This window comes from Allobosea eneae (genome assembly GCF_042657265.1).
GTDB lineage: Bacteria > Pseudomonadota > Alphaproteobacteria > Rhizobiales > Beijerinckiaceae > Allobosea > Allobosea eneae.
Map to the genome: position 1 here is coordinate 1 of NZ_JBHSLW010000092.1, position 23590 is coordinate 23590.

Annotated in this window: 18 protein-coding genes; 10 read left to right on the forward strand and 8 right to left on the reverse strand. The window is 68.1% G+C overall.

Going from position 1 to position 23590, the window contains the following annotated elements; genetic code table 11:
• Positions 1 to 279 precede the first annotated feature (279 nt).
• The 4 genes from ACFPOB_RS29360 to ACFPOB_RS29375 all read right to left on the reverse strand — a co-directional run bounded on the left by ACFPOB_RS29360 (position 280) and on the right by ACFPOB_RS29375 (position 4935).
• Positions 280 to 1551, reverse strand: coding sequence for an acyl-CoA dehydrogenase family protein (locus tag ACFPOB_RS29360; protein ID WP_377801719.1), 1272 nt, complete (start codon positions 1549 to 1551; stop codon positions 280 to 282).
• A gap of 146 nt (positions 1552 to 1697) precedes the next feature.
• Positions 1698 to 2738 (reverse strand): phosphotransferase family protein, encoded by a 1041-nt coding sequence (locus ACFPOB_RS29365; RefSeq protein WP_377801720.1) that lies wholly within the window; start codon positions 2736 to 2738, stop codon positions 1698 to 1700.
• Between the two features lie 47 nt (positions 2739 to 2785).
• The gene (locus ACFPOB_RS29370; protein ID WP_377801721.1) at positions 2786 to 4186 is read right to left on the reverse strand and encodes a protein kinase domain-containing protein; all 1401 of its coding nucleotides are present in this window, start codon (positions 4184 to 4186) and stop codon (positions 2786 to 2788) included.
• Positions 4187 to 4194: 8 nt separating this feature from the next.
• Entirely contained in the window at positions 4195 to 4935 is a 741-nt protein-coding gene (locus tag ACFPOB_RS29375) for a metallophosphoesterase family protein (RefSeq protein ID WP_377801722.1), read from the reverse strand.
• On the opposite strand from ACFPOB_RS29375, the gene ACFPOB_RS29380 reads away from it, so the two are divergent.
• The 3 genes from ACFPOB_RS29380 to ACFPOB_RS29390 all read left to right on the forward strand — a co-directional run bounded on the left by ACFPOB_RS29380 (position 4922) and on the right by ACFPOB_RS29390 (position 7730).
• Positions 4922 to 5098: a hypothetical protein gene (locus ACFPOB_RS29380; RefSeq protein WP_377801723.1), complete on the forward strand. Its 177-nt coding sequence runs from the start codon at positions 4922 to 4924 to the stop codon at positions 5096 to 5098. The genes ACFPOB_RS29375 and ACFPOB_RS29380 overlap by 14 nt on opposite strands.
• A 133-nt stretch (positions 5099 to 5231) precedes the next feature.
• Entirely contained in the window at positions 5232 to 6026 is a 795-nt protein-coding gene (locus ACFPOB_RS29385; protein WP_377801724.1) for a phytanoyl-CoA dioxygenase family protein, read from the forward strand.
• 117 nt (positions 6027 to 6143) lie between these two features.
• A complete protein-coding gene (locus tag ACFPOB_RS29390) occupies positions 6144 to 7730 on the forward strand; it encodes a CYTH and CHAD domain-containing protein (protein ID WP_377801736.1) in 1587 nt (528 codons plus the stop codon).
• A gap of 29 nt (positions 7731 to 7759) precedes the next feature.
• Here ACFPOB_RS29390 and ACFPOB_RS29395 read toward each other — a convergent pair whose 3' ends face one another.
• Entirely contained in the window at positions 7760 to 8134 is a 375-nt protein-coding gene (locus tag ACFPOB_RS29395) for a hypothetical protein (protein ID WP_377801725.1), read from the reverse strand.
• Positions 8135 to 8267: 133 nt separating this feature from the next.
• On the reverse strand, positions 8268 to 9506 hold the full coding sequence (locus tag ACFPOB_RS29400) for an aspartate kinase (protein ID WP_377801726.1): 1239 nt from the start codon (positions 9504 to 9506) through the stop codon (positions 8268 to 8270).
• 150 nt (positions 9507 to 9656) lie between these two features.
• Here ACFPOB_RS29400 and ubiG point away from each other — a divergent pair, with 150 nt between their 5' ends.
• Complete coding sequence (ubiG, locus tag ACFPOB_RS29405) at positions 9657 to 10409, forward strand: bifunctional 2-polyprenyl-6-hydroxyphenol methylase/3-demethylubiquinol 3-O-methyltransferase UbiG (protein WP_377801727.1); 753 nt, start codon at positions 9657 to 9659, stop codon at positions 10407 to 10409.
• Between the two features lie 142 nt (positions 10410 to 10551).
• The gene (gene ccrA, locus ACFPOB_RS29410; protein WP_377801728.1) at positions 10552 to 11826 is read left to right on the forward strand and encodes a crotonyl-CoA carboxylase/reductase; all 1275 of its coding nucleotides are present in this window, start codon (positions 10552 to 10554) and stop codon (positions 11824 to 11826) included.
• On the opposite strand, the gene ACFPOB_RS29415 is transcribed toward ccrA, so the two are convergent.
• A complete protein-coding gene (locus ACFPOB_RS29415; RefSeq protein ID WP_377801729.1) occupies positions 11793 to 13028 on the reverse strand; it encodes an acyltransferase family protein in 1236 nt (411 codons plus the stop codon). The genes ccrA and ACFPOB_RS29415 overlap by 34 nt on opposite strands.
• A 76-nt stretch (positions 13029 to 13104) precedes the next feature.
• Here ACFPOB_RS29415 and ACFPOB_RS29420 point away from each other — a divergent pair, with 76 nt between their 5' ends.
• A complete protein-coding gene (locus ACFPOB_RS29420) occupies positions 13105 to 13980 on the forward strand; it encodes a LytTR family DNA-binding domain-containing protein (protein WP_377801730.1) in 876 nt (291 codons plus the stop codon).
• A 21-nt stretch (positions 13981 to 14001) separates the two neighbouring features.
• On the opposite strand, the gene ACFPOB_RS29425 is transcribed toward ACFPOB_RS29420, so the two are convergent.
• Positions 14002 to 14859, reverse strand: coding sequence for a YihY/virulence factor BrkB family protein (locus tag ACFPOB_RS29425; RefSeq protein ID WP_377801731.1), 858 nt, complete (start codon positions 14857 to 14859; stop codon positions 14002 to 14004).
• A 139-nt stretch (positions 14860 to 14998) separates the two neighbouring features.
• On the opposite strand from ACFPOB_RS29425, the gene ACFPOB_RS29430 reads away from it, so the two are divergent.
• The 4 genes from ACFPOB_RS29430 to ACFPOB_RS29445 all read left to right on the forward strand — a co-directional run bounded on the left by ACFPOB_RS29430 (position 14999) and on the right by ACFPOB_RS29445 (position 23256).
• The gene (locus tag ACFPOB_RS29430; protein WP_377801732.1) at positions 14999 to 15883 is read left to right on the forward strand and encodes a DMT family transporter; all 885 of its coding nucleotides are present in this window, start codon (positions 14999 to 15001) and stop codon (positions 15881 to 15883) included.
• Positions 15884 to 15981: 98 nt separating this feature from the next.
• Positions 15982 to 16749: a fumarylacetoacetate hydrolase family protein gene (locus ACFPOB_RS29435; protein WP_377801733.1), complete on the forward strand. Its 768-nt coding sequence runs from the start codon at positions 15982 to 15984 to the stop codon at positions 16747 to 16749.
• Positions 16750 to 16966: 217 nt separating this feature from the next.
• Positions 16967 to 18937: an autotransporter assembly complex protein TamA gene (locus ACFPOB_RS29440; RefSeq protein ID WP_377801734.1), complete on the forward strand. Its 1971-nt coding sequence runs from the start codon at positions 16967 to 16969 to the stop codon at positions 18935 to 18937.
• The gene (locus ACFPOB_RS29445) at positions 18937 to 23256 is read left to right on the forward strand and encodes a translocation/assembly module TamB domain-containing protein (RefSeq protein ID WP_377801735.1); all 4320 of its coding nucleotides are present in this window, start codon (positions 18937 to 18939) and stop codon (positions 23254 to 23256) included. The genes ACFPOB_RS29440 and ACFPOB_RS29445 overlap by 1 nt, the downstream gene beginning before the upstream one ends.
• Positions 23257 to 23590 lie beyond the last annotated feature (334 nt).

A 23590-nucleotide genomic window follows, 5' to 3' on the forward strand; every position in this document is an offset into this window, starting at 1 on the left:
GCACCGCCGGCCGCCTCGTCGGGCACTTCCACATCCACAACGGCGACGAGTCAGGCTTCGTCTGCGAACGCGTCTGACTTCTTCAACAGCCTGCTAGAGCATTGCCATCGCCGATCGGCGACTGCAACGCATCGCGCCTTCGTGCATGGCGGGGTCTTCGTCGTCCGCGCTACAACGGCACATCGCCTCGGCCCTGTCACACCGGGCGGTCACGCCGAGGGAAGGGGACCTGCCGGCTCTGTGCGGGATGATGCGGATGCTGGGTCGCGACGTCGACGGCTAGCTCGCTCCCTTCACCCAGGGCCGCACCACCCCCTGCTCGGCGAAGGTGCTGCGGTTGCCCTCCTTGCGCTTCTTGATCTCGGCGCGGGCGATGGTGCGCAAATGGACCTCGTCCGGCCCGTCGATGAAGCGCAGGGCCCGGCCCCAGGAATAGATGAAGGCGAGCGGGGTATCGTTGGAGAGCCCGCCGGCGCCAAAGACCTGCATCGCGCGGTCGGCGATCTTGGTCTGCAGGCGCGTCGCCGCGACCTTGATCGCCGAGACCTCGGTGCGCGCGGCCTTGTTGCCGTGCTTGTCCATCATCCAGGCGGCACGCAGGCAGAGCAGGCGGGCCTGGTCGATCTCCATGCGTCCTTCCGCGATCCAGTCCTGGACATTGGCGTAGTCGGAAAGATTGCGGCCGAAGGCCTTTCGCTCCAGCGCGCGCTCGACCATCAATTCAAGCGCGACCTCGCATTGGCCGATGGTGCGCATGCAATGATGGATGCGCCCTGGCCCGAGGCGCGCCTGCGCCAGCGCGAAGCCAGCGCCCTCCTCGCCGAGCAGGTTCGCGGCCGGCACCCGGACCTCGCTGAAGTCGGTCTCGGTGTGGCCCTCAATCGAATAATGGTTCAGCAGCGGCAAATTGCGCATCACCGTCAGACCGGGCGAGTCCATCGGCACGATGATCATGCTGTGGCGCTTGTGCGGATCGGCGTCCGGCCGCGGATCGGACAGGCCCATGACGATGCAGAACTTCACCTTCGGGTGCAGCGCACCCGTCGTCCACCATTTGCGGCCGTTGACGACGTAATCATCGCCGTCGCGGATGATGGTGGTCTGCAGATTGGTCGGGTCGGAGGAGGCGACGCCCGGCTCGGTGATCCCCACGCTGGAGCGGATCTCGCCGTTAAGCAGCGGGTTCAGCCAGCGTTCGCGCTGCTCCGGCGTCGCAAACATGTGCAGGATTTCCATGTTGCCGGTGTCGGGGGCGTTGCAGTTGAACACCTCCGAGGACCAGTAGAACCGGCCCATGATCTCGGCGAGCGGGGCATATTCGAGATTGCTGAGTCGCGTGCCGGGCTCGTCGGCCTTCAGCGCCGGCAGGAAGAGGTTCCACAGCCCTTCCGCCTTGGCCTTGGCCTTGAGATCGTCGACCAGCACGGAGGGAAAGCGCCCGGCCTCGACCTCGTGCTTCCAGGCGGCGTCCGCCGGCTGGATATGGGCATCCATGAACGCCTGCAGCTTGGCGCGCAGCTCCTCGACCCTGGCCGAATAGGCGAAATCCATCACTCTTCTCCCAATCCTTACCGAGTCATCCCGGACAAGCCGCGAAGCGGCGCCGATCCGGGATCCATTCCGGAGCCCTTCCGATAGAGGTTCCGGAATGGGTCCCGGGTCTCCCTGCGGTCGCCCGGGACGACCAGAGAAACAAACTAGCCATCACCCTCGACCAACGCGTCCGCACGCTGCGCAAAGCTCTCCGCCATCGCGCCGACCGCGACGGCGTTCTCGGCGGCGGCGTTTCCGGTCTTCGCCCGCGCTGCGATGCCGTCGAGGATGACGGCGAAGCGGAACAGCGAGAAGGCGAGGTGGAAGCGGCCCGGCCCCTCGGCCCGCCCGGCGGCGGCACAATAGCGGGCGATGTATTCGTCCTGCGTCGGTATCCCCAGCGCCTCGCGATCGAGCCCGACGATGCCGGCATACATGTCCGGCGTCGAATGCCAGGGCAAGCAGGAGAAGGCGACGTCGGAGAGCGGATGGCCGAGCGTCGAGAGCTCCCAGTCGAGCACCGCGACGACCTTCGGCGCGTCTGGAGCGAACATCAGGTTGCCCAGCCGGAAATCGCCATGGACGATGGTCGTGTCCGGCGTTTCGTCGAGATTGGCGCCGAGCCAGTCGATCAATCGGTCGATCGCCGGGATCTCGCGCGTTCGGGTTTCGCGCCATTGCCGGCCCCAGCGCGCCAGCTGGCGGGCATAATAGTTGCCGGGCTTGCCGAAGTCGGCGAGGCCCGCTGCCCGCCAGTCGAAGCCGTGCAGCGCCGCCAGCGCCTCGGCCATGGCGAAATACATGGCACGCCGCTCGTCAGGGGTGACGCCGGGCAAGTCGGTATCGTGGAAGACGCGACCCTCCAGCCGCTCCATCAGGTAGAACGGCGTGCCGACGACATCGTCCGCCTCATGCAGCAAAAGCACGGGCGGCACCGGCACGGCCGAGCCGGCGAGCGCCTCGAGGATGCGGTATTCGCGCTCGACCGCATGGGCCGAGGGCAGCAGCGGCCCCGGCGGCTTCTTGCGCAGCACGAGCCGGGTGCCGGCATCGGGGTAGGAAACGAAGAAGGTCGGGTTCGACTGGCCGCCGCTGATCCGCTCGATATCCATCCGGCCGGAGGCGCGTCCCGGCAGAGCAGAGCGCAGGAAGTCGTCCAGCCGGGCGGGATCGAATTCGGGCGGGGCGGAGGGAGCAACCGGCATGGGCCGTATATTCGAAGGCGAGGGCGGGGAGGTCAACGCAACATCGCTCACTCCTCGCTGCCACCCTTCACCCGCACCACCGAAACCGAGCAGTGCGCCTCGGCGACGACCTTGGTCGAGACGCTGCCGAGATGGCGGCGTAACGCCGAGGAGGAGCGGGCACCGAGCACGATATGGTCGATGTCGTTGTGCTCGGCATAGCGCAGGATCGCATCGGCGGCGCTGATCGCCTCGATGACATGGTAGCTCACCCGGTCCTCCGGCAGATGCAGCGGCCGCGCCCAGTCCTTCAGTGCAACCAGCCGGCCGATATAGAGCGAGCGCCCTTCGGCATCGACGATTTTGGTCTCGCCGATGATCTCGGTCCTGAGCACGGTCAGGCAGGCGAGGGCGGAGTCTGGCCGGGCCGCCAGCAGCCGGCTGGTCTCGGCCAGGATCGCCGCCGCGAGCGCATCCGGGCCTTCCGAGAGGTCGACGGCGGTCAGCACGAGCGAGGGGCCGGCCTTGCGCCGCGCCACAGTCGGCTTGCCGGTGACCTCGGCCTCGTCGCGCTTCTGGAACAGATCGACCAGTCGCTTGCCGAGACTGCGTTCCCCAGCGATCGGGCGCTTGCGCGAAACCGTGACCTGCTCGGGGTGGCGCAGGTCGAAGGCGAGCTTGCCCGCATCGGCGTAGCGCCGGCCGCGATCGACCTCGAGGCAGCGCGCGACGATTGCTTCGAGCCAGGCCGGAGCCTGCGGATTGACGGCGCGCAGCGGCTTGGGCGCGTGATAGAGCCGCCGCTTCATGCCGGGCACGGTCTTCGGCCGGCCGAACGGCTCTTCGCCAGAGGCCATCTGATAGAGCAGGCAGCCGAGCGCGAAGAGATCGCTGGCCGGGTCGGAGCCCTCGCCAAGCACCTGCTCGGGCGCGATATAGGCTGATGTCCCCATCGGCTCGGAGCTCTCCTCGCCGAGCAGGTCCGGCAATTCGGCATGGCGGGCGAGGCCGAAATCGAGCAGCACCGCACCCTTGTCGGTCAGGATCACGTTCTCGGGCTTGAGATCGAGATGCACCACGTTCTGGCGATGCAGGTCGGCGAGCGCCGTCGCGATCGCGAGGCCGATACGCTGCGTCTCCGAAAAGGGCAGTGGTGCCTGCTTGATCCGTTCCGCCAGGCTCTTTCCTGCTACGAAGCCCATGGCGATGAAGGGGACGCGGGAAAGATCGCCCGAGGCGACGAAGCGCGGCACATGTGGACCCGACAGGCGCTTGTGGATCAGCACCTCGGTCTCATAGCCGACGATGGCCGACACGTCGGCGCCGGGATCGAGCACCGGGATCTTCACGACGAGCGGGCTGGCATGGTCAGGATGTGTGGCGCGCCAGAGCGTCGCCATGCCGCCGGCCTTCAAGCGCTCGGTAAGCGTGAAACCGTCGATGACCGAGCCGGTGTCAGGCCGTTCCATCCTGCCTCCTATCTGCCGATCTGCAGGCGCAGGCCGAGCCAGTCCGGCAGGCCCGCCGCCCTGATCTTCCGCGCGGTGTCCTGCGTGTCATAGGGCACGCGGACCATGCTGACTTCGCGCGCCTGCGTATCGAGCAGGGCAAAGCAGGCGGCGGGGTCGCCGTCGCGCGGCTGGCCGACAGCGCCGACCACGACGACATGCCGATGCACCGCCGAGAGCGGCGCGGGCACGTTGCGCAAGGGGATGAAGGCCACCGGCTCGCGTCCGGGCCTGGCATAGAAGATCGTCGGCAGATGGGTGTGGCCGCAGACCACGGTCGCCGCATCTGTCGCTGCAAGGCAGGCCTCGGCGCTGCGGAGGTCGCGGACATAGCGCCAGTCAGCGGGGTCGCGGGCGCTGGCATGGACGAAGAGCACACCGTCGAGCTCCACCGTCAGTGGCAAGCCGTCGAGAAAGGCGCTCTGCTCGGTCCCGAGCTGCGCCTTGGTCCACAGCGCCGCCTCATGCGCGTTCGGCGTCATGCCCGACGGGCCGTGCACGGCGGCTTCGTCATGGTTGCCGCGGATGCAGATCGCGCCCGCCGCGACGAGCTCACGCGCCGCATCGACGCAGAAGCCGGGCTCGGGGCCGTAGCCGACGAGATCGCCGAGCAGCACCAGCCGGTCGGGCGCGAGGCGACGCACCGCCGCCAGCACCGCCTCGAACGCTTCGCGGTTGGCATGGATGTCGGAGAGGATGGCGATCCGCATTCAAGTTCCGGCCCGAATCTGGGAATGCGTGCATCGTGGCAGCGCCGCCGCCAGCTTGGCCAGCGCGCCTTTCGGCTCAGGCGCCGAGCGGCTTGATCACGTGGGAAGCGGCTGCGATACTGCCCCCACCATGATGATGTTCGCCGTCTTCGATCTCGCCTGACCTGCCCGCGGGCCTGACGCGCGTGTTTCGCGCTCCGGCATCGCAAGCGGACGCTCCTTACGTCCGAAGGTCCCTTGCCAGCCTGCCCGCGCGGCGGGCGCTTCGGCTGGCCGATAGCGAAAGACATCTCTCAATGGCCCACCCTGAGTTCGATGCGCGCGTCCTCGACGCCGCGCAGATCGCCCATTTCGTCGATCGCGGGTTCGTCCGTCTCGACCACGCTTTCTCGCCCGCACTCGCCGCGGAGGTTCGCGCCATCCTCTGGCGTGATCTGGGTTGCGATGCCGACGATCCGGCGAGCTGGACCAAGCCGGTGATCCGGCTTGGTATGTACACCGACGCGCCTTTCGTCGCGGCTGCGAACACGTCGCTGCTGCACGGCGCCTTCGATCAGCTCGTCGGCGCGGGGCGTTGGCTGCCGTGCCGCGCCATGGGCACCTTCCCGGTGCGCTTTCCGTCACCGGAGGATCCAGGTGATGCCGGCTGGCATGTCGATGTCAGCTTTGGCTTCGACGATCAGGATTTCATGAGATGGCGCGTCAACATCAACTCGAAAGGCAGGGCACTGCTCATGCTCTTCCTGTTTTCCGATGTCTGGGAGAGCGATGCGCCGACGCGCATCCGGGCGGGCTCGCATCGCGACATCGCCCGCCAGCTCGCACCGGCAGGAGAGGCGGGATTATCGCTGGGCGAACTGGCGTCTGACGGCTTCGCCGGCAGCGCCGGGCGCGAGGAGGTGCTCGCAACGGGGAAGGCGGGGACAGTCTATCTCTGCCATCCATTCCTGGTGCATTCGGCGCAGCCGCATCGCGGCACGATGCCGCGCGTCATGGCGCAGCCGCCCTTGCTGCCGCATGGGCCACTTAGCCTTGACCGGCCGGACGGCGCCTATTCGCCGGTCGAGGCTGCCATCCGGCTGGCGCTTTGACGTTCTAACCACTTCGCCCGGGTTCACATCCGGGCGGAGTGGTGCCAAGTTGCCGCCGGCGATATCTCTGTCACCATTCCGTCACGCAACGCCCAGCGGAGAGAAACCTTGGACGCCGTGCCGAACAACGAGGTCGCGCAGCCCGAACAGGTCGCGGCCCGAACGTCGCAACAGCCGCCGCCGCGTGAGATCGAATTGAAGCTGGCAGCTTCGCCCGACGCGCTGGAGAAGCTGCGCGGTGCGGACCTGATCGCGCGCCATGCCCGCAATCAGGGCGTCACGCGCCGGCTCGACGCGGTCTACTACGACACGCCCGACCGTTTGCTCGATCGCAACGGCCTGTCACTGCGCGTGCGCCGCAGCGGCAAGCGCCATGTCCAGACGCTAAAGCGCTCCGGCTCGGGTGACCCTCTGTCGCGCGATGAATGGGAGGTCGCGCTGCCGGACGGCGCGTTCGATCTTGCTCTGCTGCCGCTCGCCGAGATCGGCGAGCCGCTGGCGAGCCTGTCGGCGGGACAGCTTGCGCCGGTGTTCACCACACGCATTAGGCGGCGCTTGCGGCGGCTCGACTATGCTGGCGCGCTGATCGAGATCGCATTCGACGACGGCACGATCGAGGCCGGAGAGAAGCGCCTGCCGGTCGCCGAGGTCGAGCTCGAGCTCAAGGAGGGCGAGGCGGCGGCGCTGTACGAACTGGGTCTGGCTCTGCTCGACATTGCCGCGCTGCAGCTCGAAACGCAGAGCAAGTCGGCACGCGGCTATGGCCTAGCCTTCTCCCGCCTGCCGTGCGCCAGCAAGGCCAAGCCGATCGAGATCTCCGAGCATGACAATGCCGATGCGGCGATCGCGGCGATCCTCGGCAATACCTATGGGCAGCTCCTGGCCAATCTTGCGCCCGTTGCCGCAGGCTCCGGCCCTGAAGGCGTCCACCAGATGCGGGTGTCGCTGCGCCGCCTGCGCTCGGCACTGTCCGTGCTGAAGCGCGAGGTCGCATCGCCCGCATTCGAGCCGATCGGCCAAGAGGCGAAGCGCCTCGGCCATGTGCTCGGCCCGGCGCGCAATTGGGACGTCTTCATCACCCAGACGGTACCTGATATCGAGGCCGAAGGGCTCGACGATGCGGGCCTGTCGGCGCTCCGGACGGCGGCCGAGCCGCATCAGGCCGAAAGCTATGCCGCCGTGCTGAGGCGCCTGGCGAACCCGCAGACCAGCCGCTTCCTTCTGTCGTTCGGCGCCCTGATCGAACGGCGCGGCTGGCGCAACGGGCTCGCCAGCGAGACCATGGCGGTGCTGGCCGAGCCGGCCGCGGATTTCGGTGCCCGGGTCATGACGCAGACCCATCGCAAGGCCTTGAAGCGCGGCCGCGGCTTCGGCAGCCTCCATCCCGAGGCGCGCCATCAGCTGCGGCTGGCGTTGAAGAAGCTGCGCTATACCGCCGAGTTCTTCCTGCCGCTGCATGACGGCGCGCCGGCGCGCCGATATCTCGGCCGATTGTCGCGATTGCAGGAGGCGCTCGGCCTCGCCAACGACGCGGCCACGACGCATCATTTGCTCGCTGATCTACGTGGCGGCAAGGCCGGGCCGGAGCTGCATTTCGCAGCCGGCGCCGTGCATGGCTGGCAATCTCGCCAGACCATCGAGGCTGGCCGCAAGCTCAAGCGGCGTTGGCGCAAATTCGAAGCGGCGAGCCCGTTCTGGAAGTAGCCTTCGGGGGAGACGCTAAACGCCTCCGATCAGCTGGTTTTCCTGGTCACGATTGTCAGTTCGCCGTCATTGTCGACCTGGGCGAGCACGACGTCGCGCGCGGAGAAACCCTTGGCTTCGACCGCGGATTTTACGGCAGGGGCCTTCTCGACCGCTTGGCGCAGCTTCTCAAGCTCGTCGGCCGTGCGCGTGGCCACCAGCTGGTTCACCTGGGCCTTGCTCGCCTCCGGCAACTCGTCGATCTCGACGACCTTCACCGGGGTGATCGTCGGCGCGCTCGCCGGCGCTTCTTGAGACGATGCCGGCGGCTTGGCTGCTGGGCGCTCCGGCGACGGCGCCTGGGCATAGGCGGCGCCCGCCAGGATCGTGGCGGCGCTGGCAACGGCGATCGTGATCATACGCATGGCGTGTCCTTCCATTGGTTGCGGAAGGACGACTAGACACCATGAATGGGATCTGAGCCTGAACGCGATCAGGTCATTTCGTGACCATATGGCGGCGCTGACGAGGCGATTCCCGCGCGCGCCGCCATGGCTCTCAGGCGGCGTCGAGCCCGTAGAGCGAGTGCAGGGTCCGGACCGCGAGCTCGGTATAGGCGGCGTCGATCAGCACCGAGAACTTGATCTCGGAGGTGGTGATGGCGCGGATGTTGATGCCCTTCTCGGCCAGCGCCCGGAAGGCACGGGCCGCGACGCCGGCATGGCTGCGCATGCCAACGCCGATCGCGGAGATCTTCACCACGTCGGTCGCGCCCTGCAGCGTCTGGTAGGCGATGGTCTCGTGCTTCGATTCGAGCAGGCCCTTGGCGCGCTCGTAATCGGCCGTCGGCACCGTGAAGGTGATGTCGGTCGTCGCCTGGTCGTCGGAGACGACCTGGATGATCATGTCGACATTGATGTTGGCGTCGGCAAGCGGCCCGAAGATCGCCGCGGCGACGCCGGGCTTGTCCGCCACGCGCCGGAGCGTGATCTGGGCTTCGTCGCGCGAGAAGGCGATGCCGGTGACGATCTGCTGTTCCACGATGTCGTCCTCGTCGCAGATGAGGGTGCCTGGATTGGGGTTTTCTGGGTCGTCGAAGGAAGAGCGCACATAGGTCGGCACGCGCTGGACCATGGCGATCTCGACCGAGCGCACCTGCAGCACCTTCGAGCCGAGAGAGGCCATCTCCAGCATCTCTTCGAACGAGACCTTGTCCATCCGCCTCGCCTTCGGGACGATGCGTGGATCGGTGGTGTAGACGCCATCGACATCGGTGTAGATGTCGCAGCGATCGGCCTTCAGGCCCGCGGCGAGCGCGACCGCGCTGGTGTCCGAGCCGCCGCGGCCGAGCGTGACGATGCGGTGGCTGCGCGGGTTGATGCCCTGGAAGCCGGAGCAGACGGCGATCTCGCGATTGCGATCGAAGCCGGCGAGGATGCCGGCGCCGTCGACGCCCTCGATGCGGGCCGAGCCATGCGCGTCCGAGCCGTAGAGTGGGATCTGCCAGCCCTGCCAGGAGCGGGCGGGGAGGCCCATCTCCTGCAGCACGATCGCCATCAGTCCGGAGGTGACCTGCTCGCCCGAGGCGACGACGGTGTCGTATTCGGCCTGGTCGTAGACGGACGAGGCCTCCTTGCACCAGGCGACGAGCTCGTTGGTCTTGCCCGACATGGCGGAGACCACCACCGCGACCTGGTTGCCGGCGTCGAATTCGCGTTTGACGTGACGGGCCGCGTTCTTGATGCGCTCGACAGTGGCGACCGATGTGCCGCCGAATTTCATCACCAGACGGGCCATGACGTCCAAGAGCTCTCAGCAACGGACCCGGCGAAGGCCGGGACAAATAGCGCCCTCGCGCCTAGCGAAGGGCGGGTGTAGATGACGGGCAGCGCGGAAAGTGTCAATGCAGCCACGGCCTGCACGAGCATAAACGGGATATCAAAGGCGATGACGGCAGCGGCACGCGAAGGCTCCACCATCGACCCGGCCGAGGTCGCGCGCTTCGACGCGCTGGCGAAAAGCTGGTGGGACCCGAAGGGGCCGATGGCGGTGCTGCACAAGTTCAATCCGGTGCGTCTCGCCTTTATCCGCGACCTCGCCTGCGAGCGCTTCGGCGGCGATCCGAAGTCGCTGCGGGCGCTGGAGGGGCTGAGCCTCGTCGACATCGGCTGCGGCGGCGGCGTGCTCTGCGAGCCGCTCGCGCGCCTGGGCGCTGAGGTGACGGGGCTCGACCCGGCCACGACCAATATCGCCGTCGCGCGGGCGCATTCAGCGAAGGCCGGCATCGCGGTCGACTACCGCGAGAAGACGATCGAGGCCGTTGTGGCTTCGGGCACGCGCTTCGACATCGTCCTTGCCATGGAGGTGGTCGAGCACGTCGCCGATGTCGATGCCTTCGTCGCCTCCTGCTGCGCGGCGGTGAAGCCGGGCGGCCTGCTCGTCATGGCGACGCTGAACCGCACGCTGAAATCCTATGCGCTGGCCATCGTCGGCGCCGAATACATCCTGCGCTGGCTGCCGCGCGGAACCCATGACTGGGAGAAGTTCGTCACGCCGGACGAGCTGGAGGCGGCGATCGAGACCAGCGGGCTTACGGTCTTCGCGCGCGAGGGCGTCGCCTACAACCCGCTCGCTGATCGCTGGTCGCGCTCGCGCGATCTCGACGTCAACTACATGCTGGCGGCGGGGAGGGCTGGCTGAGGTTCCGCTGGAACCTTCCGCATTTCCACTTGTTTTTTGCGGTGCGGCATAATTCGATAGGCGTATGGCGCAGCGCAGCATTGGTCTGCATGATGCCGGCAACGCCACCGGATGACAGGCGTGGCGACAAGGGAGAGATCGGATGTCACAGCTGCAACCCGTCGCGAAGCCCGCGTTGAAGGATCTCTATGAGCTCGGCGAATTGCCGCCGCTCGGCCATGTCCCGGCCAACATGTACGCCTGGACGATCCGCCGCGAGCGCCACGGCCCGCCGCAGGACAGCTTCAAGGTCGAGGTGGTGCCGACTTGGTCGATCGGCGAGGAGGAGGTGTTGCTCCTCGTGATGGCCGGCGGCGTCAACTACAACGGCATCTGGGCCGGCCTCGGCCAGCCGATCTCGCCCTTCGACGTCCACAAGGGCCAGCTGCACATCGCCGGTTCCGACGCCTCCGGCATCGTTTGGGCCGTCGGCTCCAAGGTGAAGCGTTGGAAGGTCGGCGACGAGGTCATCGTCCACTGCAACCAGGACGACGGCGACGACGAGGAGTGCAATGGCGGCGATCCGATGTTCTCGTCGTCCCAGCGCATCTGGGGCTATGAGACGCCGGACGGTTCCTTCGCCCAGTTCTGCCGGGTGCAGTCGCGCCAGCTGATGCTGAAGCCGAAGCACCTCTCCTGGGAGGAATCGGCCTGTTACACGCTCACCCTGGCGACCGCCTACCGCATGCTCTTCGGCCACGCCCCGCACACGATCAAGCCAGGCGATAACGTCCTGATCTGGGGCGCCTCGGGCGGTCTCGGCGTCTTCGGGGTGCAGCTCTGCGCGGCGTCCGGCGCCAACGCGATCGGCGTCATCTCCGACGAGACCAAGCGCGACTATGTGCTGGGTCTCGGCGCCAAGGGCGTGATCAACCGCAAGGACTTCAACTGCTGGGGCCAGATGCCCACGGTCAACTCGCCCGAATATGACGCCTGGGTGAAGGAGGCCCGCAAGTTCGGCAAGGCGATCTGGGACATCACCGGCAAGAAGGACGTCGACATCGTCTTCGAGCATCCGGGCGAGGCGACCTTCCCGGTCTCCTGCCTCGTCGCCAAGCGCGGCGGCATGGTGGTGTTCTGCGCTGGCACCTCCGGCTTCAACATCACCTTCGACGCCCGCTATGTCTGGATGCGCCAGAAGCGCGTTCAGGGCTCGCATTTCGCCCATCTGAAGCAGGCGAGCGCCGCCAACCAGTTCGTCATCGACCGCCGGGTCGACCCCTGCATGTCCGAGGTCTTCCCCTGGGACAAGATCCCGCTCGCGCACCACAAGATGTGGAAGAACGAGCATGCGCCGGGCAACATGGCCGTCCTGGTCTACGCACCGCGCACGGGCCTGCGCACCTATGAGGACGTGGTCGAGGCGCTGGAGGGCTGAAGGCCTGAAGCGGGCAGGCGCTTGCGCCTGTCCGCCGCGATCCCGAACAGCGGTCTCAGCCAGCCGACACGCCGCGCAATCTCGTAGCTCGCGGCGCAACTCAGCGCCGTGATGGCGATGACCAGTGCTGCTTCCTGTCCGGCCGGCAGCGCGAGGGGTTTGAGCCAGTGCGCTGCGAGGATGATCGCGGTCTGATGGACGATGTACCAGCAGAACACGGCATCGACGAGGTAGCGCCGCACCGGCCCGTCGCGGTGGGAGAAATGCCGGCGGGCAAAGCCGAGGATCGCGACGATCCAGCACCATTGGTCGAGCCCGTAGACGAAAGGTCCGGCGATGCGGCGCAGATCGCCCGCCGGCTGGGAGCGCAGCCAGAGCATGGTGAGGAAGGCTGCGGCCGCAAGGCCGAGCGCGAGCCAGCGCAGCCGCTCTGTCCGCTCAACCAGCATCCGCGAACGCATGGCGAGGAAGCCGAACAGGAAGCAAAAGCCGTAGAGGACGTGTTGGTACCAGTCGCCGGCGACGATGTAGGTCGGCGGCGCGGCCGGGAAGATCAGGAAACGGTTGAGCCCGAGCAGCAGCGCCGGCCCGATCAGGAGCAGCAGGCCGGGCAGGGCGCGTTCCATAAGCTGCTCGCCGCGTGCAGATAAACCGGGCGCCAGCGCGACCAGTCCGGCGAGCACGATAGTGTAAAGCCAGAGATAGGCGACGAACCAGAGATGGTTCCAGGTGGGCAGGATGATGCAGGCTTCCCGGCCATTCTCGATTTGGCAAAAGCTTTGGTCGAAGGCGAGATAGTGCCTCAGCCAGAAATCCAGATAGCTGCTGGAGAAGCCGAGCTTCCAGGCGACCTCGGCGAAGGACTGCGGCGGCACCACCACCAGCATGCCGAAGGCGAGGGGGATGAGCAGTTGCGCCGAGCGTCGCCGCGCAAGGGCCCCCACCTCGTACTTGCCCAGCATGAAGCGCGTCGCGGCGCCCGAAACCAGGAAGAGCAGTGCCATGCGCCAGGGATTGAGCAATAGCATCAGCGGCTCTAGCTCGCGCAGCCGGTGGGCGCTCTTCACATGGAAGCCCCATGACACATAGAGCATGCCGACATGGTAGAGGATCAGCAGGCCAAAGGCGCCGATCCTGATCCAGTCGAGATCGAGCCGGCGCTCGGTACTCTGTGGTGACGAATGATTGGTTTGCGCAGGCATGACGGCTATCCCTTGCTCGCCCCGAGCAGGCAGACATGGGCGGGCAAAGGTCGATACGGTGCGGGACGAGCAGCCGATGCTGCGTGACGAAAGCCAGCGGGCCGGGACGAGCGGCGATCCTGCGGTGACGAATGGCGGCGCCGGCCGCCTGCCGGACTGGCTGCCCTATCTGGCGATCGCGCTCGGCACGGCCTCAACCTGCCTCGTCAACGCCTACTCGACCTTGCACGATCTCGCCCGGGTCGGCCGCGCCGTGCCGCTCTGGCAGCCCTTGCTCTGGGAGGCGTCGAGCGGCGTCGTGATCCTGGCGCTAGCGCCGCTGGTCCGCCGGCTGATACTGATCTCGCTGGAGCAGGCGAGCCGGCCCTGGCTGCTCGCGGTGCTGCATGCCGGGGCGATCATCGCCTTCTCGACACTCCATGTCGCCGGCATGGTCCTGCTGCGCAAGCTCGGCTACTGGGCCGCCGGCGCCGGCGACTACAGCTTCGGCTTCTCCAGTGGCAACCTTTTCTACGAGCTGCGCAAGGATGTCCTCGTCTATCTGCTGCTCGCCACCCTGTTCTGGCTGTTCGAATTCTGGCGCAGGCGCCCGCAGCCGCAAGCGACAGTCTCGACTGCCGTTGCGCCTTCAGGCTTCTGGTTGCGCGACGGGACAGTCAATCTGCGCCTCGAACCAACGGAGATCGTCGCCGTCGTCTCCGCCGGAAACTATGTCGAGTACTGTCTGGCGGGTGGCAAGCGGCATCTGATCCGCGCTACGCTACAGGCCGAGGAGGAACGCCTGCGGCCGCTCGGCTTCGCTCGAATCCACCGGACGAGGTTGGTCAATCAGCGCCGCATTCGGCGCATCGCCGGCAAACCCTCAGGCGATTTCGATGTCGAGACGGATACCGGCGAGAGCTTCGCCGGTAGCCGCCGCTACCGTGAAGGCCTCGCCGCGCTGACGTCTTGATCCTTGCGCGGGTGGAGGTTCTCATAGCCCGCTCAAGACGTCTCCGCTCGACTTCTCCGGCGCTCTGACCAGCGCGATGGCGGCGTTGAGCTCGGCGCCGTATAGGAAGATCGCCGCCAGCCAGTAAAGGAAGACGAGCGCGATCATCGCGGTCGCGAGGCCGGCATAGGTGGTGACATAGGCGCCGGCGAAGGATTCGAGATACCAGCCGAAGCCGACGCCGCCGATCAGCCAGACCACCAGCGTCATCACGATGCCCGGCCACATCGCGCCGATATGCGGGGCGCGGGCCGGCAACAGCTTGTGCGCGACGCTGAGCGCCAGCACGACCAGCACGGTCGCGCCCGTGATGCGCAGGAAGGCGAGCACAAAGCCGAGCGGAGCGAGCGCCGGCGCGAAGCCGACGATGCCGCGCCAGAGCAGCGGGCCGAGCACGACCAGAAGGGAGAAGGCCAGCATGAACGCCGCGCCACCGACGACGTAGACGATCGATTCCAGCCGCGTGCGCCACCATGAGCGCCATTCATAGGCCTCGTAGGCGCGATTGAGCCCTACTCTGACGGCCTCGACCCCTGAAGAGGAGAAGTAGAGCGCCAGGATCGCGCCGAGCGTCAGCGCGTCCTTGCGCACCGCGGTCAGCACCGAGCGGACCTCGCGCGCGATCGGCTCGGCGACCTCGCGCGGCCAGGCCTCCAGCAGCAATTGCGCGGCTTCGTCGGCGGCCGCCTGCGAGCCGAAGAAGCCGCCGAGTGCGGTGACGAGGATCAGGAACGGAAACAGCGACATCAGCACCGAGAGCGCGATGTGGCTGGCGATCGCCCAGCCGTCATGGGCGATGAAGCGCTCGAAGGCGAGGGCGGGAACGGAACGTAGCGACATGCGGGTCTCGGGCGGCCGGCTCCGATCTTTGGTGGTTCGTCATGATGGTGGCAAGTGCGCGGAACATGCCGCCACGGCGTCCCCGTACAGCGACAATTGACGTTTTCTAGCCTATCAGCGCCCGGACGAGGCTGCCGCCATGTTCGATTCCCCGCTTTTCCTGCGCCTGTCGCCGGCGCTCTTTGTCCTGCTCTGGTCGAGCGGCTGGATCGTCGCCGGCTATTCGGCACGCTATTCCGATGCACTGACCTTCCTGTCGGTCCGCTTCGGCTGTGCCGGTCTTGCGCTGGCCCTGCTCGCAGTGGTCGTCGGCGCGCAGTGGCCCAGGACCCGCCGCGCCATCATCGATTGCGCCATCGCCGGCATCCTGCTCCACGCCATCTATCTCGGCGGCGTCTGGTGGGCGGTGCGTCATGGCCTGCCGGCCGGCGTCTCCGGCCTGATCGCCGGCTTGCAGCCGGTGCTGACCGCGCTGTTCGCGCCCTTGATCGTGCGCGAGCGCATCTCCCCGATCCGCTGGCTCGGCATCGTCTTCGGCTTCGTCGGCATCGCGCTGGTGCTGCAGCCGAAGCTCATCGGCGTTCCGCCCGAGGCGCTGCAGGCGGTGGCGCTGCCGATCATCGTCAACGTCGTCGGCATGTTCGCCGTCACCTTGGGCTCGTTCTGGCAGAAGGCACGGATCATCGAGGGCGACCTGCGCACGGTGACGGCGGTGCAGTACATCGCCGCCTTCCTGTTCACGCTACCGTTCGCCTACCTGCTCGAGCCGATGCGGATCGAGTGGAACCTGACCATGGGCCTGGTGCTGGCCTGGTCGGTGCTGGCGCTGTCGCTCGGCGGCATCGGGCTCTATCTCGTGCTGATCCGCCGCGGCCAGGTCTCGCGCCTCGCCACTTTCCTTTATCTCGTGCCGCCGGCGGTCGCGGTCGAGGCCTGGATTCTGTTCGGCGAGACATTGTCGCCGATCCAGCTCGTCGGCATGGCGGTCGCCGTGTTTGGCGTCGTCCTTGCCAGCCGGAAATAGTTCTTGGCCCGATCCCGGGTTCCCGCAAGCCGGGTGATGCTGTAGCCAGAGAGGGGAGGCGGCGAGGCCCGCCTTGAGGCGACAGGGACGAGACGACCATGGCTGCGACGACCGAGACTCCTGCTGGCGCCTTCATTGCCGCCCGCCGCGGCCACAAGCTGGTCGACATCGCGACCTTGCCGGTCCCCGCCGATGTCGATGCCGGCTTCGCCGCGCAGGCCGAGGTCAACCAGGGCATGGGCTATCCGCTTGCCGGCTGGAAGGTCTCGCTCGGCGAGGGCGGCCGGCCGATGGCCGGCCTGATGCCCGGGCCCTGGCTCAAATCCGGCGACACCTATCGCGGCGTGCACGGCGCCGAGCTGCGCGTCGAGATCGAGCTTGCGATCCGGCTCGGCCGCGACATGCCGCTGCGGCCGGGCCAGCCCTATACCCGTGAGGAGCTGATCGAGCATTGCGACGCCGCGCTCGTCGGCATCGAGATCGTCGAGAGCCGCATCGCCGACTGGACCAATGTGCCGTTCCCGCTCTGGCTCGCCGATGCGATGGGCCATGGCGGCTATCTCATCGGCCCCGAGGTTCCCTTCAGCATCTTCGACGACGTCTCGGCCCTGAATTGCACGGTCGAACTCGACGGCGACGTGCTCTATGACCGCCAGGCGCTGCATGCCAACGGCGATCCGCTGGTCACGGCGCTCGCCTGGGCCAACCGCTCGGTCGAGGGGCCGCTCGGCCCGCTCAAGGCCGGCCAGATCGTCACCACCGGCAGCCTCTGCGGCGGCGTGCTCGCTCCGACGGTCGGGCCGGTGATCGCTCGGCTCGACCCGGTCACCGCGATCTCGTTCGCACTGGCGGAGCATGGCGATTGAGCCAGGCTGCGCGCTGATTTCGGCCATTCGGCGAAGTCCGGATGGCCAACGATTCGTTCAGGTTTTCGGTTGATGGTGCGTTCATTTCGAGCGTCGAATTGTGATCAACTGGAGGCGCGATCACAAAATCAACGCATTCGCTGCGTTTGAGTTCGGTTGCATTGGAGGTTTGATGCGGTCATGGCGAAGGGGCAGGATCGGCATTGCCGGCGGAGGCTTGGTTGCTTTCGCGGCGATGCTTGCCGGTGAGATTTCGCCGGCCCGCGCCTTCGACCTGTCGTCGCTCGACGTCTTCAATCTCTTCGGCAGCAAGGACAAGCCGCCGCCGGTCAGCCCGACGACGCTGCCATATGAACTGAAGTTCGAGCTCGGCGACGTGCCCGATGCCGGCGCGCTGAAGCGCAGCCTGCAGGACGCCTCTCTGCTCTATCGCCTGCGCGAGGACGCGCCGCCGGATGGCGAGACGCTGGCCCGCCGCGCCGCCGCCGACATCAACCCGCTGATCGACGCGCTCTGGGCCCAGGGCTATTTCAACGCGCAGGTCGCGATCGCGGTCGACGGCGTCGCGGTGACCCAGGCCGGCGAGCCGCCGGCTGGGCTCGCGCGCACGGCCGAGCGGTATCGCAACCGCGCCCCGGCGCCGATTGTGGTCACGGTCGATCCCGGCCCGCTGTTCTCGCTGCGCAATGTCGAGATCGTGCCCGGCGCCCGCCGCGACCCCTCGGCGGTGATTACCGATCCCGGCAAGGTCTCCGGCCTCGTTCCCGGCGCGCCCGCGACCTCGTCCTCGATCCGGGCGGCGCAGGCCGCCCTGGTCGACTACTGGCGCGGCAAGTCCCGCCCGCTCGCCCGCGTCGTCGAGGTACGCCCTGTCGTCGATCATGCGGCAAAGACGATGGATGTGGCGCTGGTCGTCGATCCCGGCCCCGTTGCCGGTTTCGGCGACGTCTCGGTCACCGAGACCGGCGACATCCCGCCCGAGGTAATCCGCTCCTTCATTTATCTGGAGCCGGGCGAGCCCTATTCCCCGAAGGCGCTGACGGACACCCGCAAGTCGATCGCGACGATCCCCGCCGTCGGCTCGGTTCGCATCCGCGAGGGCAAGGGCCTGGACCAGGCCAGCAACCTGCCGATCTTCGTCGAGGTCAACGAACGGCCCAAGCGCCTGCTCGGCTTCTCCGCCCGCTATTCGACGATCGACGGTCCAGCGGTGAAGACCTACTGGGAGCACCGCAATCTGTTCGGCGGCGCGGAGCGCTTGCGCCTGGAGGCCTCGGTCTTCTTCGCGCCGCGCATCGACGGCACCAAGATCCAGCGCTTCGGCGATTTCGAGCGCAGCGATCTCGGCGCCCGCTTCTCGGCGAGCTTCCTGAAGCCGGCGCTCGGTGGCAGCCGCAACGACCTGCTGATCGACGCTTCCGCTGTGCGCGAGCGCGTCGGCACCAACCGCTATGGCGGCTACACCGCGCGCTACGCCAACGTCACCGCCGCGATCCGCCACCGTTTCAGCGACGTCTTCTCGATTCAGGCCGGCCTCGAGGCTGAGCGCGGCCAGACCAGCGACGTGCTCGGGCAGGTCGACTATATGCTGGTCGGCGTGCCGCTCTCCCTGCGCTACGATTCGACCGACAGCCAGCTCGACCCGACCCGCGGCATCAGGCTCGCCGCCTCGGTCACACCCTATGCCGCCTTCGGCGACAATGACGCGCCGTTCATCCAGAGCAAGGCCTCGATCTCCGGCTATTACGCGCTCGACGAAGACGCCCGCTATGTCCTCGCCGGCCGGATCGGGCTCGGCTCGATCGCCGGCGCCGACCTCGATGAAGTGCCGGCGACGCGGCGCTTCTATGCCGGCGGCGGTGGCTCTGTGCGCGGCTACGCCTATCGCACGCTTTCGCCGCTCGGCCCGCTCAACCGCCTGACCGGCGGGCGCAGCCTGTTCGAAGCTTCGGTCGAAGCCCGGATCAAGATCACCAACACGATCGGCGTCGTGCCGTTCTTCGACGCCGGCATGGCTTTCGAATCGCAGTTCCCGAACTTCAAGGAAAAGATGCAGTACGCCGCCGGCCTCGGCCTGCGCTACTACACGCCGATCGGGCCGATCCGTCTCGATCTCGCCGCGCCGCTCAACCCGCGCAAGGGCGACAAGCCGGTCGCGCTCTACATCAGCATCGGGCAGGCCTTCTGATGGGCAAGCTCCGCATCTCGCGCCTGCTTGCTGGCCTGGGGGCCCTGCTCATCGCCGCAACGCTGGTCGTCTTCACCGGCCTCGGCGGCTTCGCCCAGAACGCCGGCGAGCGCGGTGTCCTCGCCGACCTGATCTCGAAGGCGCTCTCGACCAGTGGCAGTCAGGTCTCGATCGGCGCGGTCGACGGCGCGCTCTCCTCTGACGCGACGATCCGCGACATCGTCATTTCCGACCGCGACGGCCCCTGGCTCCGGCTCGACCGCGCCCGGCTGATCTGGACGCGATCGGCCCTGTTCCTGCGCCGGCTCGAGGTCAACCGGCTCGAGATTGGCAAGCTCGAAATCCTGCGCAAGCCGCTGCCCGATCCGGCTGCGCCGCCCCCGGCCGACAATTCTCCGATTCTCCCTGAGTTGCCGCTGAAGGTGATCGTCGAGACCTTCCAGCTCGGTGAGCTCGCGCTCGGCCCGACCGTGATCGGCGCGCCGGCCCGGCTCTCGGCGACAGGCGCGGCTCGCCTCGGTCCCCCGAATGAAGGCCTCGATTTCCGCCTCGCCGGGCGCCGGCTCGATATGGGCGGCACGCTCGACGTCACCCTGCGCTTCGTGCCGCAGTCGACGCAGCTCCAGCTCGCGGTCAAGCTCGACGAGCCGGCCGGCGGCCTGGTCTCGACCATCGCCGACCTGCCGGACCGCCCGCCGGTCAAGCTCGACCTCACAGGCGACGGCCCGCTCGACCGCTTCCGCGCGACGCTCGCCTTCGCTGCCGGCCCGACCATCGGCGCCAATGGCACGGCCGACCTCAGCCGCCAGGGGGCGGCACGCCGGCTCCTGCTCGCGCTCGATTCGCGCATAGCCGGCCTGATGCCGCCGCCGGTCGCGCCGGTCTTCGAGGGGTCGACCCGGCTCGACGGCACGCTCGCCTTCGCCGATAGCGGCGCCGTCTCCGTTGACCAGATGGCGCTGGTCTCGGCGCTGGCCCGGCTCGACGTGAACGGGCTCTATGGCGCCGACAAGAACCTCGACTTCAGGATCACGGCAGCCGCCCGTCCCAATGCGGAAGGGCGCACCGTCACTTCCGGCGCCGAGATCGCCAAGCTCGCTTTCGACGCGACGATCCGCGGCCCGGCCGCCGGCCCGCGCGTCAATGCCAGCCTGCAGGTGGAAGGCGCGAGCGTTCCGGCCGGCAAGCTCGGCAAGCTCGATTTCACCTTCTCCGCGACACCGAGCGGCGCGCTGAACGATCCGGCGACGCGCACCGTGCTCGTATCGGACGGCGAGGCCTCGGGCGTCGCGCTCGCCGAACCCGGCCTGGCCCGCTTCATCGGCGATCGCCTGCGCTTCACCTTGCGCGGCACGGCCTCCGAAGGCGGCGGCATGTTCGAGACGTTGAAGCTCGCCTTCGGCGGTGCCGAGCTCGGCTATGCCGGTCAGCTTGGGCCGGCCCGCATCCTCGGCAAGGTCGAGGCGCGGCTGCCCGACCTCTCGCGGCTCAGCACGCTCGCCGGCCGCCCGCTAAAGGGTTCCGCCACGGTCGCCGCCAACGTCGACGCCGAGCCGAAGAAGCGGCTCTACGCCGTCAAGCTCGATGGCGGCGCCGAGTCGCTGACGCTCGGTCAGGAGGCGCTCGACCGCCTGCTTGCCGGCAAGCTCTCGCTCGGCGGTGAGATTAGGGTTCCCGGCAGCGGCGGCCTCGTCGTCAACGGACTGCGAATCGCCGGAACCCATGTCGCGGCCACGGCCGACGGCGCGCTCGGCGCCCAGGGCTCGAGCCTGAAGGCCAACATCGCGATTCCCGATCTGCGCCGTGCCGATCCGAAACTCTCAGGGCAGGGCGCTTTCGACGCGACGCTGACCGGCCCGCTCGACAAGCTCGACGCAACGCTGAAGGCGGGCATCACGAACGCGACCGCGCTCGGCCGTCCGGTGCCGCGCCTGGCGCTCGACGCCACCCTGCGCGACCTGCAAGGCGCGCTCGCCGGTGACGCCAGGCTCTCCGGCGAGGTCGACGGTCGGCCAGCGAGCGGCGCCCTGCGCTTTGCCAAGCGCGACCCCGGCGGCTGGGCGCTGCCACAGCTCGACATCGCCATTGGCTCGGTCACGCTGAATGGCGCGCTCGATCTTGACGCCTCCAATCTCGCCGAGGGCAATCTCAAGCTCGCAGCCCGCAATCTCGACGATCTCTCGGCGCTGGCGCTCGCCAGGCTTGGCGGCCGGATCGAAGCCGACGTGACGCTGGCGCGCCCGACCGGCGGCCAGAATCTGAATCTGAAGTCCAGCGCGCAGAAGCTTGTCGCGCCGAGCCTTTCGCTCGATCGGCTCGATGCCGATGTCGCCATCGTCGATGCGCTGCGCAAGCCGCTGATCAATGGCAACGTGCAGGTCGACCGCGCCGTCATCGCCGGCGAGCCGGTGAGCGCGATCCGCCTCGTCTCCAAGGGCGCCGCCGACGCCAGCGACATCAGCCTCGACGCCACGGCGCGCGGTTTCTCGCTCGCCTCGAAGGGCCGGCTCTCTGTCGCCGATCCCTTGCGTTTCGATCTCGCCAGCTTCACCGCGACGCGCGACGGCCGCCGTATCGCGCTGGCCAAGCCCGCGAGCTTCACCGCGATCGATGGTGGCGTCGCGATCCGCGATCTCGCCATCGCGCTCGACGGTGGCCGGATCACGCTCGACGGCGAGGCCGGCAAGGCGCTCGACCTGCGCTTTGCCGCGCAGAACGTGCCGCTCTCGGCCGTTCGCCTCGCTTCGCCTACTCTTGACCTTTCCGGCACGCTTGATGCCGAGGCGACGATCAAGGGCACGCCCGAGGCGCCGACCGGTCCCTGGCGCCTGCGCATCGCCCGCCTCGTCGCGCCGCAGACCCGCTCCGCCGGTCTGCCGCCGATCGAGATCACGGGGCAGGGCGCGCTCGATGGCCGCCACACCAGCCTCGACGCCAGCCTGAATGCCGGCCGCTTCGTCAGCCTGACCGCCAAGGGCAGGGCGCCGCTCGGCGGCGACGGCGCGCTCGACCTCTCGATACAGGGAAAAGCCGACGCTCAGCTCGCCAACGCCCAGCTCGCAGCCGACGGCCGACGCTTGACCGGCCAGCTTGCGCTCGACCTGCGTGCCGGCGGCACACTCGCCGCACCCCGTTTGTCCGGCGGCGCGACGCTCTCCGGCGGCAGCTTCAGCGATGCGCTCCAGGGCGTGAAGCTCACCGGGATCGAGGCGCGCGTCGCGGCCAACGGTCCCGAGCTCGTCATCGAGCGCTTCGCCGCGCAGACGCCCGGCGGCGGCACGCTCTCGGCCCGCGGCAACGTCAAGCTCGATCCCGCGGCCGGCTTCCCCGGCACGATTCGCATCGAGGGCAAGCGCGCCCAGCTCGTCGATAGCGGGCTGGTCCGTGCGGTCACCGATCTCAACCTCGACCTCGCCGGCCCGCTGGCGCAGCGGCCGCGCATCGCCGGACGCGTCAATGTCGTCACCATCGAGGTCTCGGTGCCGGATCGCCTGCCGTCGAGCTCGCGGCCGGTCGACGGCATCCGCCACGTCAACGCCAAGGGCCAGGCGGCCGCCCGCCTTGCCGCCGAGCGCAGGGCGCGCGCCGTCGCGACTCGCAAGGGCGCCCGCGCGCCGGCCTTCGATGCCGTGCTCGACATCACCGTCTCGGCGCCAGGCCGCGTCTTTATCCGGGGACGGGGAATCGATGCCGAGCTTGGCGGCGACCTGCGCGTCGGCGGCACCTCGGCTGCGCCGGCGCTGATCGGTGGCTTCGAGCTCAGGCGCGGACGCCTCAACCTCGCCAGCCAGCGCCTCGACTTCAGCAAGGGCCGCATCACCTTCTCCGGCGACGTCATGCCGACGCTCGACTTCGTCGCCGAGACCCGCGCCGCCGACGTCACCGCGCGGATCATCGTCTCCGGCGAGGCCTCGGCCCCCGAGTTCACCTTTACCTCCTCGCCCGAGCTGCCGCCGGACGAAGTTCTCTCGCGCCTGCTCTTCGCCCGCGCGTCCGGCTCGCTCTCGCCCTTCCAGGCGCTGCAGCTCGCCCAGACCGCGGCCCAGTTCTCGGGCGCCGGCGGCGACGATGTCTTCGAGCGCATCCGCCGCTCGCTCGGCGTCGACAATCTCGATGTGCAGATGGGGCCGGGCGGCCCGACGGTCGGCGTCTCCCGCGCGATCTCGGACAATATCACCCTCGGGGTGAAGGCCGGCGCCAAGCCGGAGGACAGCGGCGTCTCGGTCGGCATCGACGTGACGAGACGCCTGAAGCTCCAGGCCGAGACCAATGCCGATGGCAGTGCCGCGGTGGGTGTCGGCGCCGAGTGGGAATACTGACGTCCCGACTCAAGCGCCGGGATGACGCCGCAGATTCGCGGTCAAGACGGCGAACAGACGGCCCCTGAAGCCCGCAAACCGCCCTATGCGGTTAACGCTCTCTTAAGTTCGCTGGTCAAAGCGTGGCTCGGTTGCAACACCGGGGGGCAAAGCGGCTCTGCGATGGGGACTGTGGCGTGATCGTGGTTGATCGGAGGCCGGGCATTCGTAATGGTGACTGTGCGGCGGGACGTTCGTAAGCGCCACGCCGGTCCCCTCGTGCGGTTCATGAGCTGTATGTGGCAGCATCCTCCGATTGGCGAGACGGAGGATCGGGATGGAAGCAGACGTGCAA

Excerpts from the sequence above, each read along its gene's own strand:
- ACFPOB_RS29360 (WP_377801719.1), bottom strand. The coding sequence starts at position 1,551 with ATGGATTTCGCCTATTCGGCCAGGGTCGAGGAGCTGCGCGCCAAGCTG.
- ACFPOB_RS29365 (WP_377801720.1), bottom strand. The coding sequence starts at position 2,738 with ATGCCGGTTGCTCCCTCCGCCCCGCCCGAATTCGATCCCGCCCGGCTG.
- ACFPOB_RS29370 (WP_377801721.1), bottom strand. The coding sequence starts at position 4,186 with ATGGAACGGCCTGACACCGGCTCGGTCATCGACGGTTTCACGCTTACC.
- ACFPOB_RS29380 (WP_377801723.1), top strand. The coding sequence starts at position 4,922 with ATGGCGATCCGCATTCAAGTTCCGGCCCGAATCTGGGAATGCGTGCAT.
- ACFPOB_RS29375 (WP_377801722.1), bottom strand. The coding sequence starts at position 4,935 with ATGCGGATCGCCATCCTCTCCGACATCCATGCCAACCGCGAAGCGTTC.
- ACFPOB_RS29385 (WP_377801724.1), top strand. The coding sequence starts at position 5,232 with ATGGCCCACCCTGAGTTCGATGCGCGCGTCCTCGACGCCGCGCAGATC.
- ACFPOB_RS29395 (WP_377801725.1), bottom strand. The coding sequence starts at position 8,134 with ATGCGTATGATCACGATCGCCGTTGCCAGCGCCGCCACGATCCTGGCG.
- ACFPOB_RS29400 (WP_377801726.1), bottom strand. The coding sequence starts at position 9,506 with ATGGCCCGTCTGGTGATGAAATTCGGCGGCACATCGGTCGCCACTGTC.
- ubiG (WP_377801727.1), top strand. The coding sequence starts at position 9,657 with ATGACGGCAGCGGCACGCGAAGGCTCCACCATCGACCCGGCCGAGGTC.
- ccrA (WP_377801728.1), top strand. The coding sequence starts at position 10,552 with ATGTCACAGCTGCAACCCGTCGCGAAGCCCGCGTTGAAGGATCTCTAT.
- ACFPOB_RS29415 (WP_377801729.1), bottom strand. The coding sequence starts at position 13,028 with ATGCCTGCGCAAACCAATCATTCGTCACCACAGAGTACCGAGCGCCGG.
- ACFPOB_RS29420 (WP_377801730.1), top strand. The coding sequence starts at position 13,105 with ATGCTGCGTGACGAAAGCCAGCGGGCCGGGACGAGCGGCGATCCTGCG.
- ACFPOB_RS29425 (WP_377801731.1), bottom strand. The coding sequence starts at position 14,859 with ATGTCGCTACGTTCCGTTCCCGCCCTCGCCTTCGAGCGCTTCATCGCC.
- ACFPOB_RS29430 (WP_377801732.1), top strand. The coding sequence starts at position 14,999 with ATGTTCGATTCCCCGCTTTTCCTGCGCCTGTCGCCGGCGCTCTTTGTC.
- ACFPOB_RS29435 (WP_377801733.1), top strand. The coding sequence starts at position 15,982 with ATGGCTGCGACGACCGAGACTCCTGCTGGCGCCTTCATTGCCGCCCGC.
- ACFPOB_RS29445 (WP_377801735.1), top strand. The coding sequence starts at position 18,937 with ATGGGCAAGCTCCGCATCTCGCGCCTGCTTGCTGGCCTGGGGGCCCTG.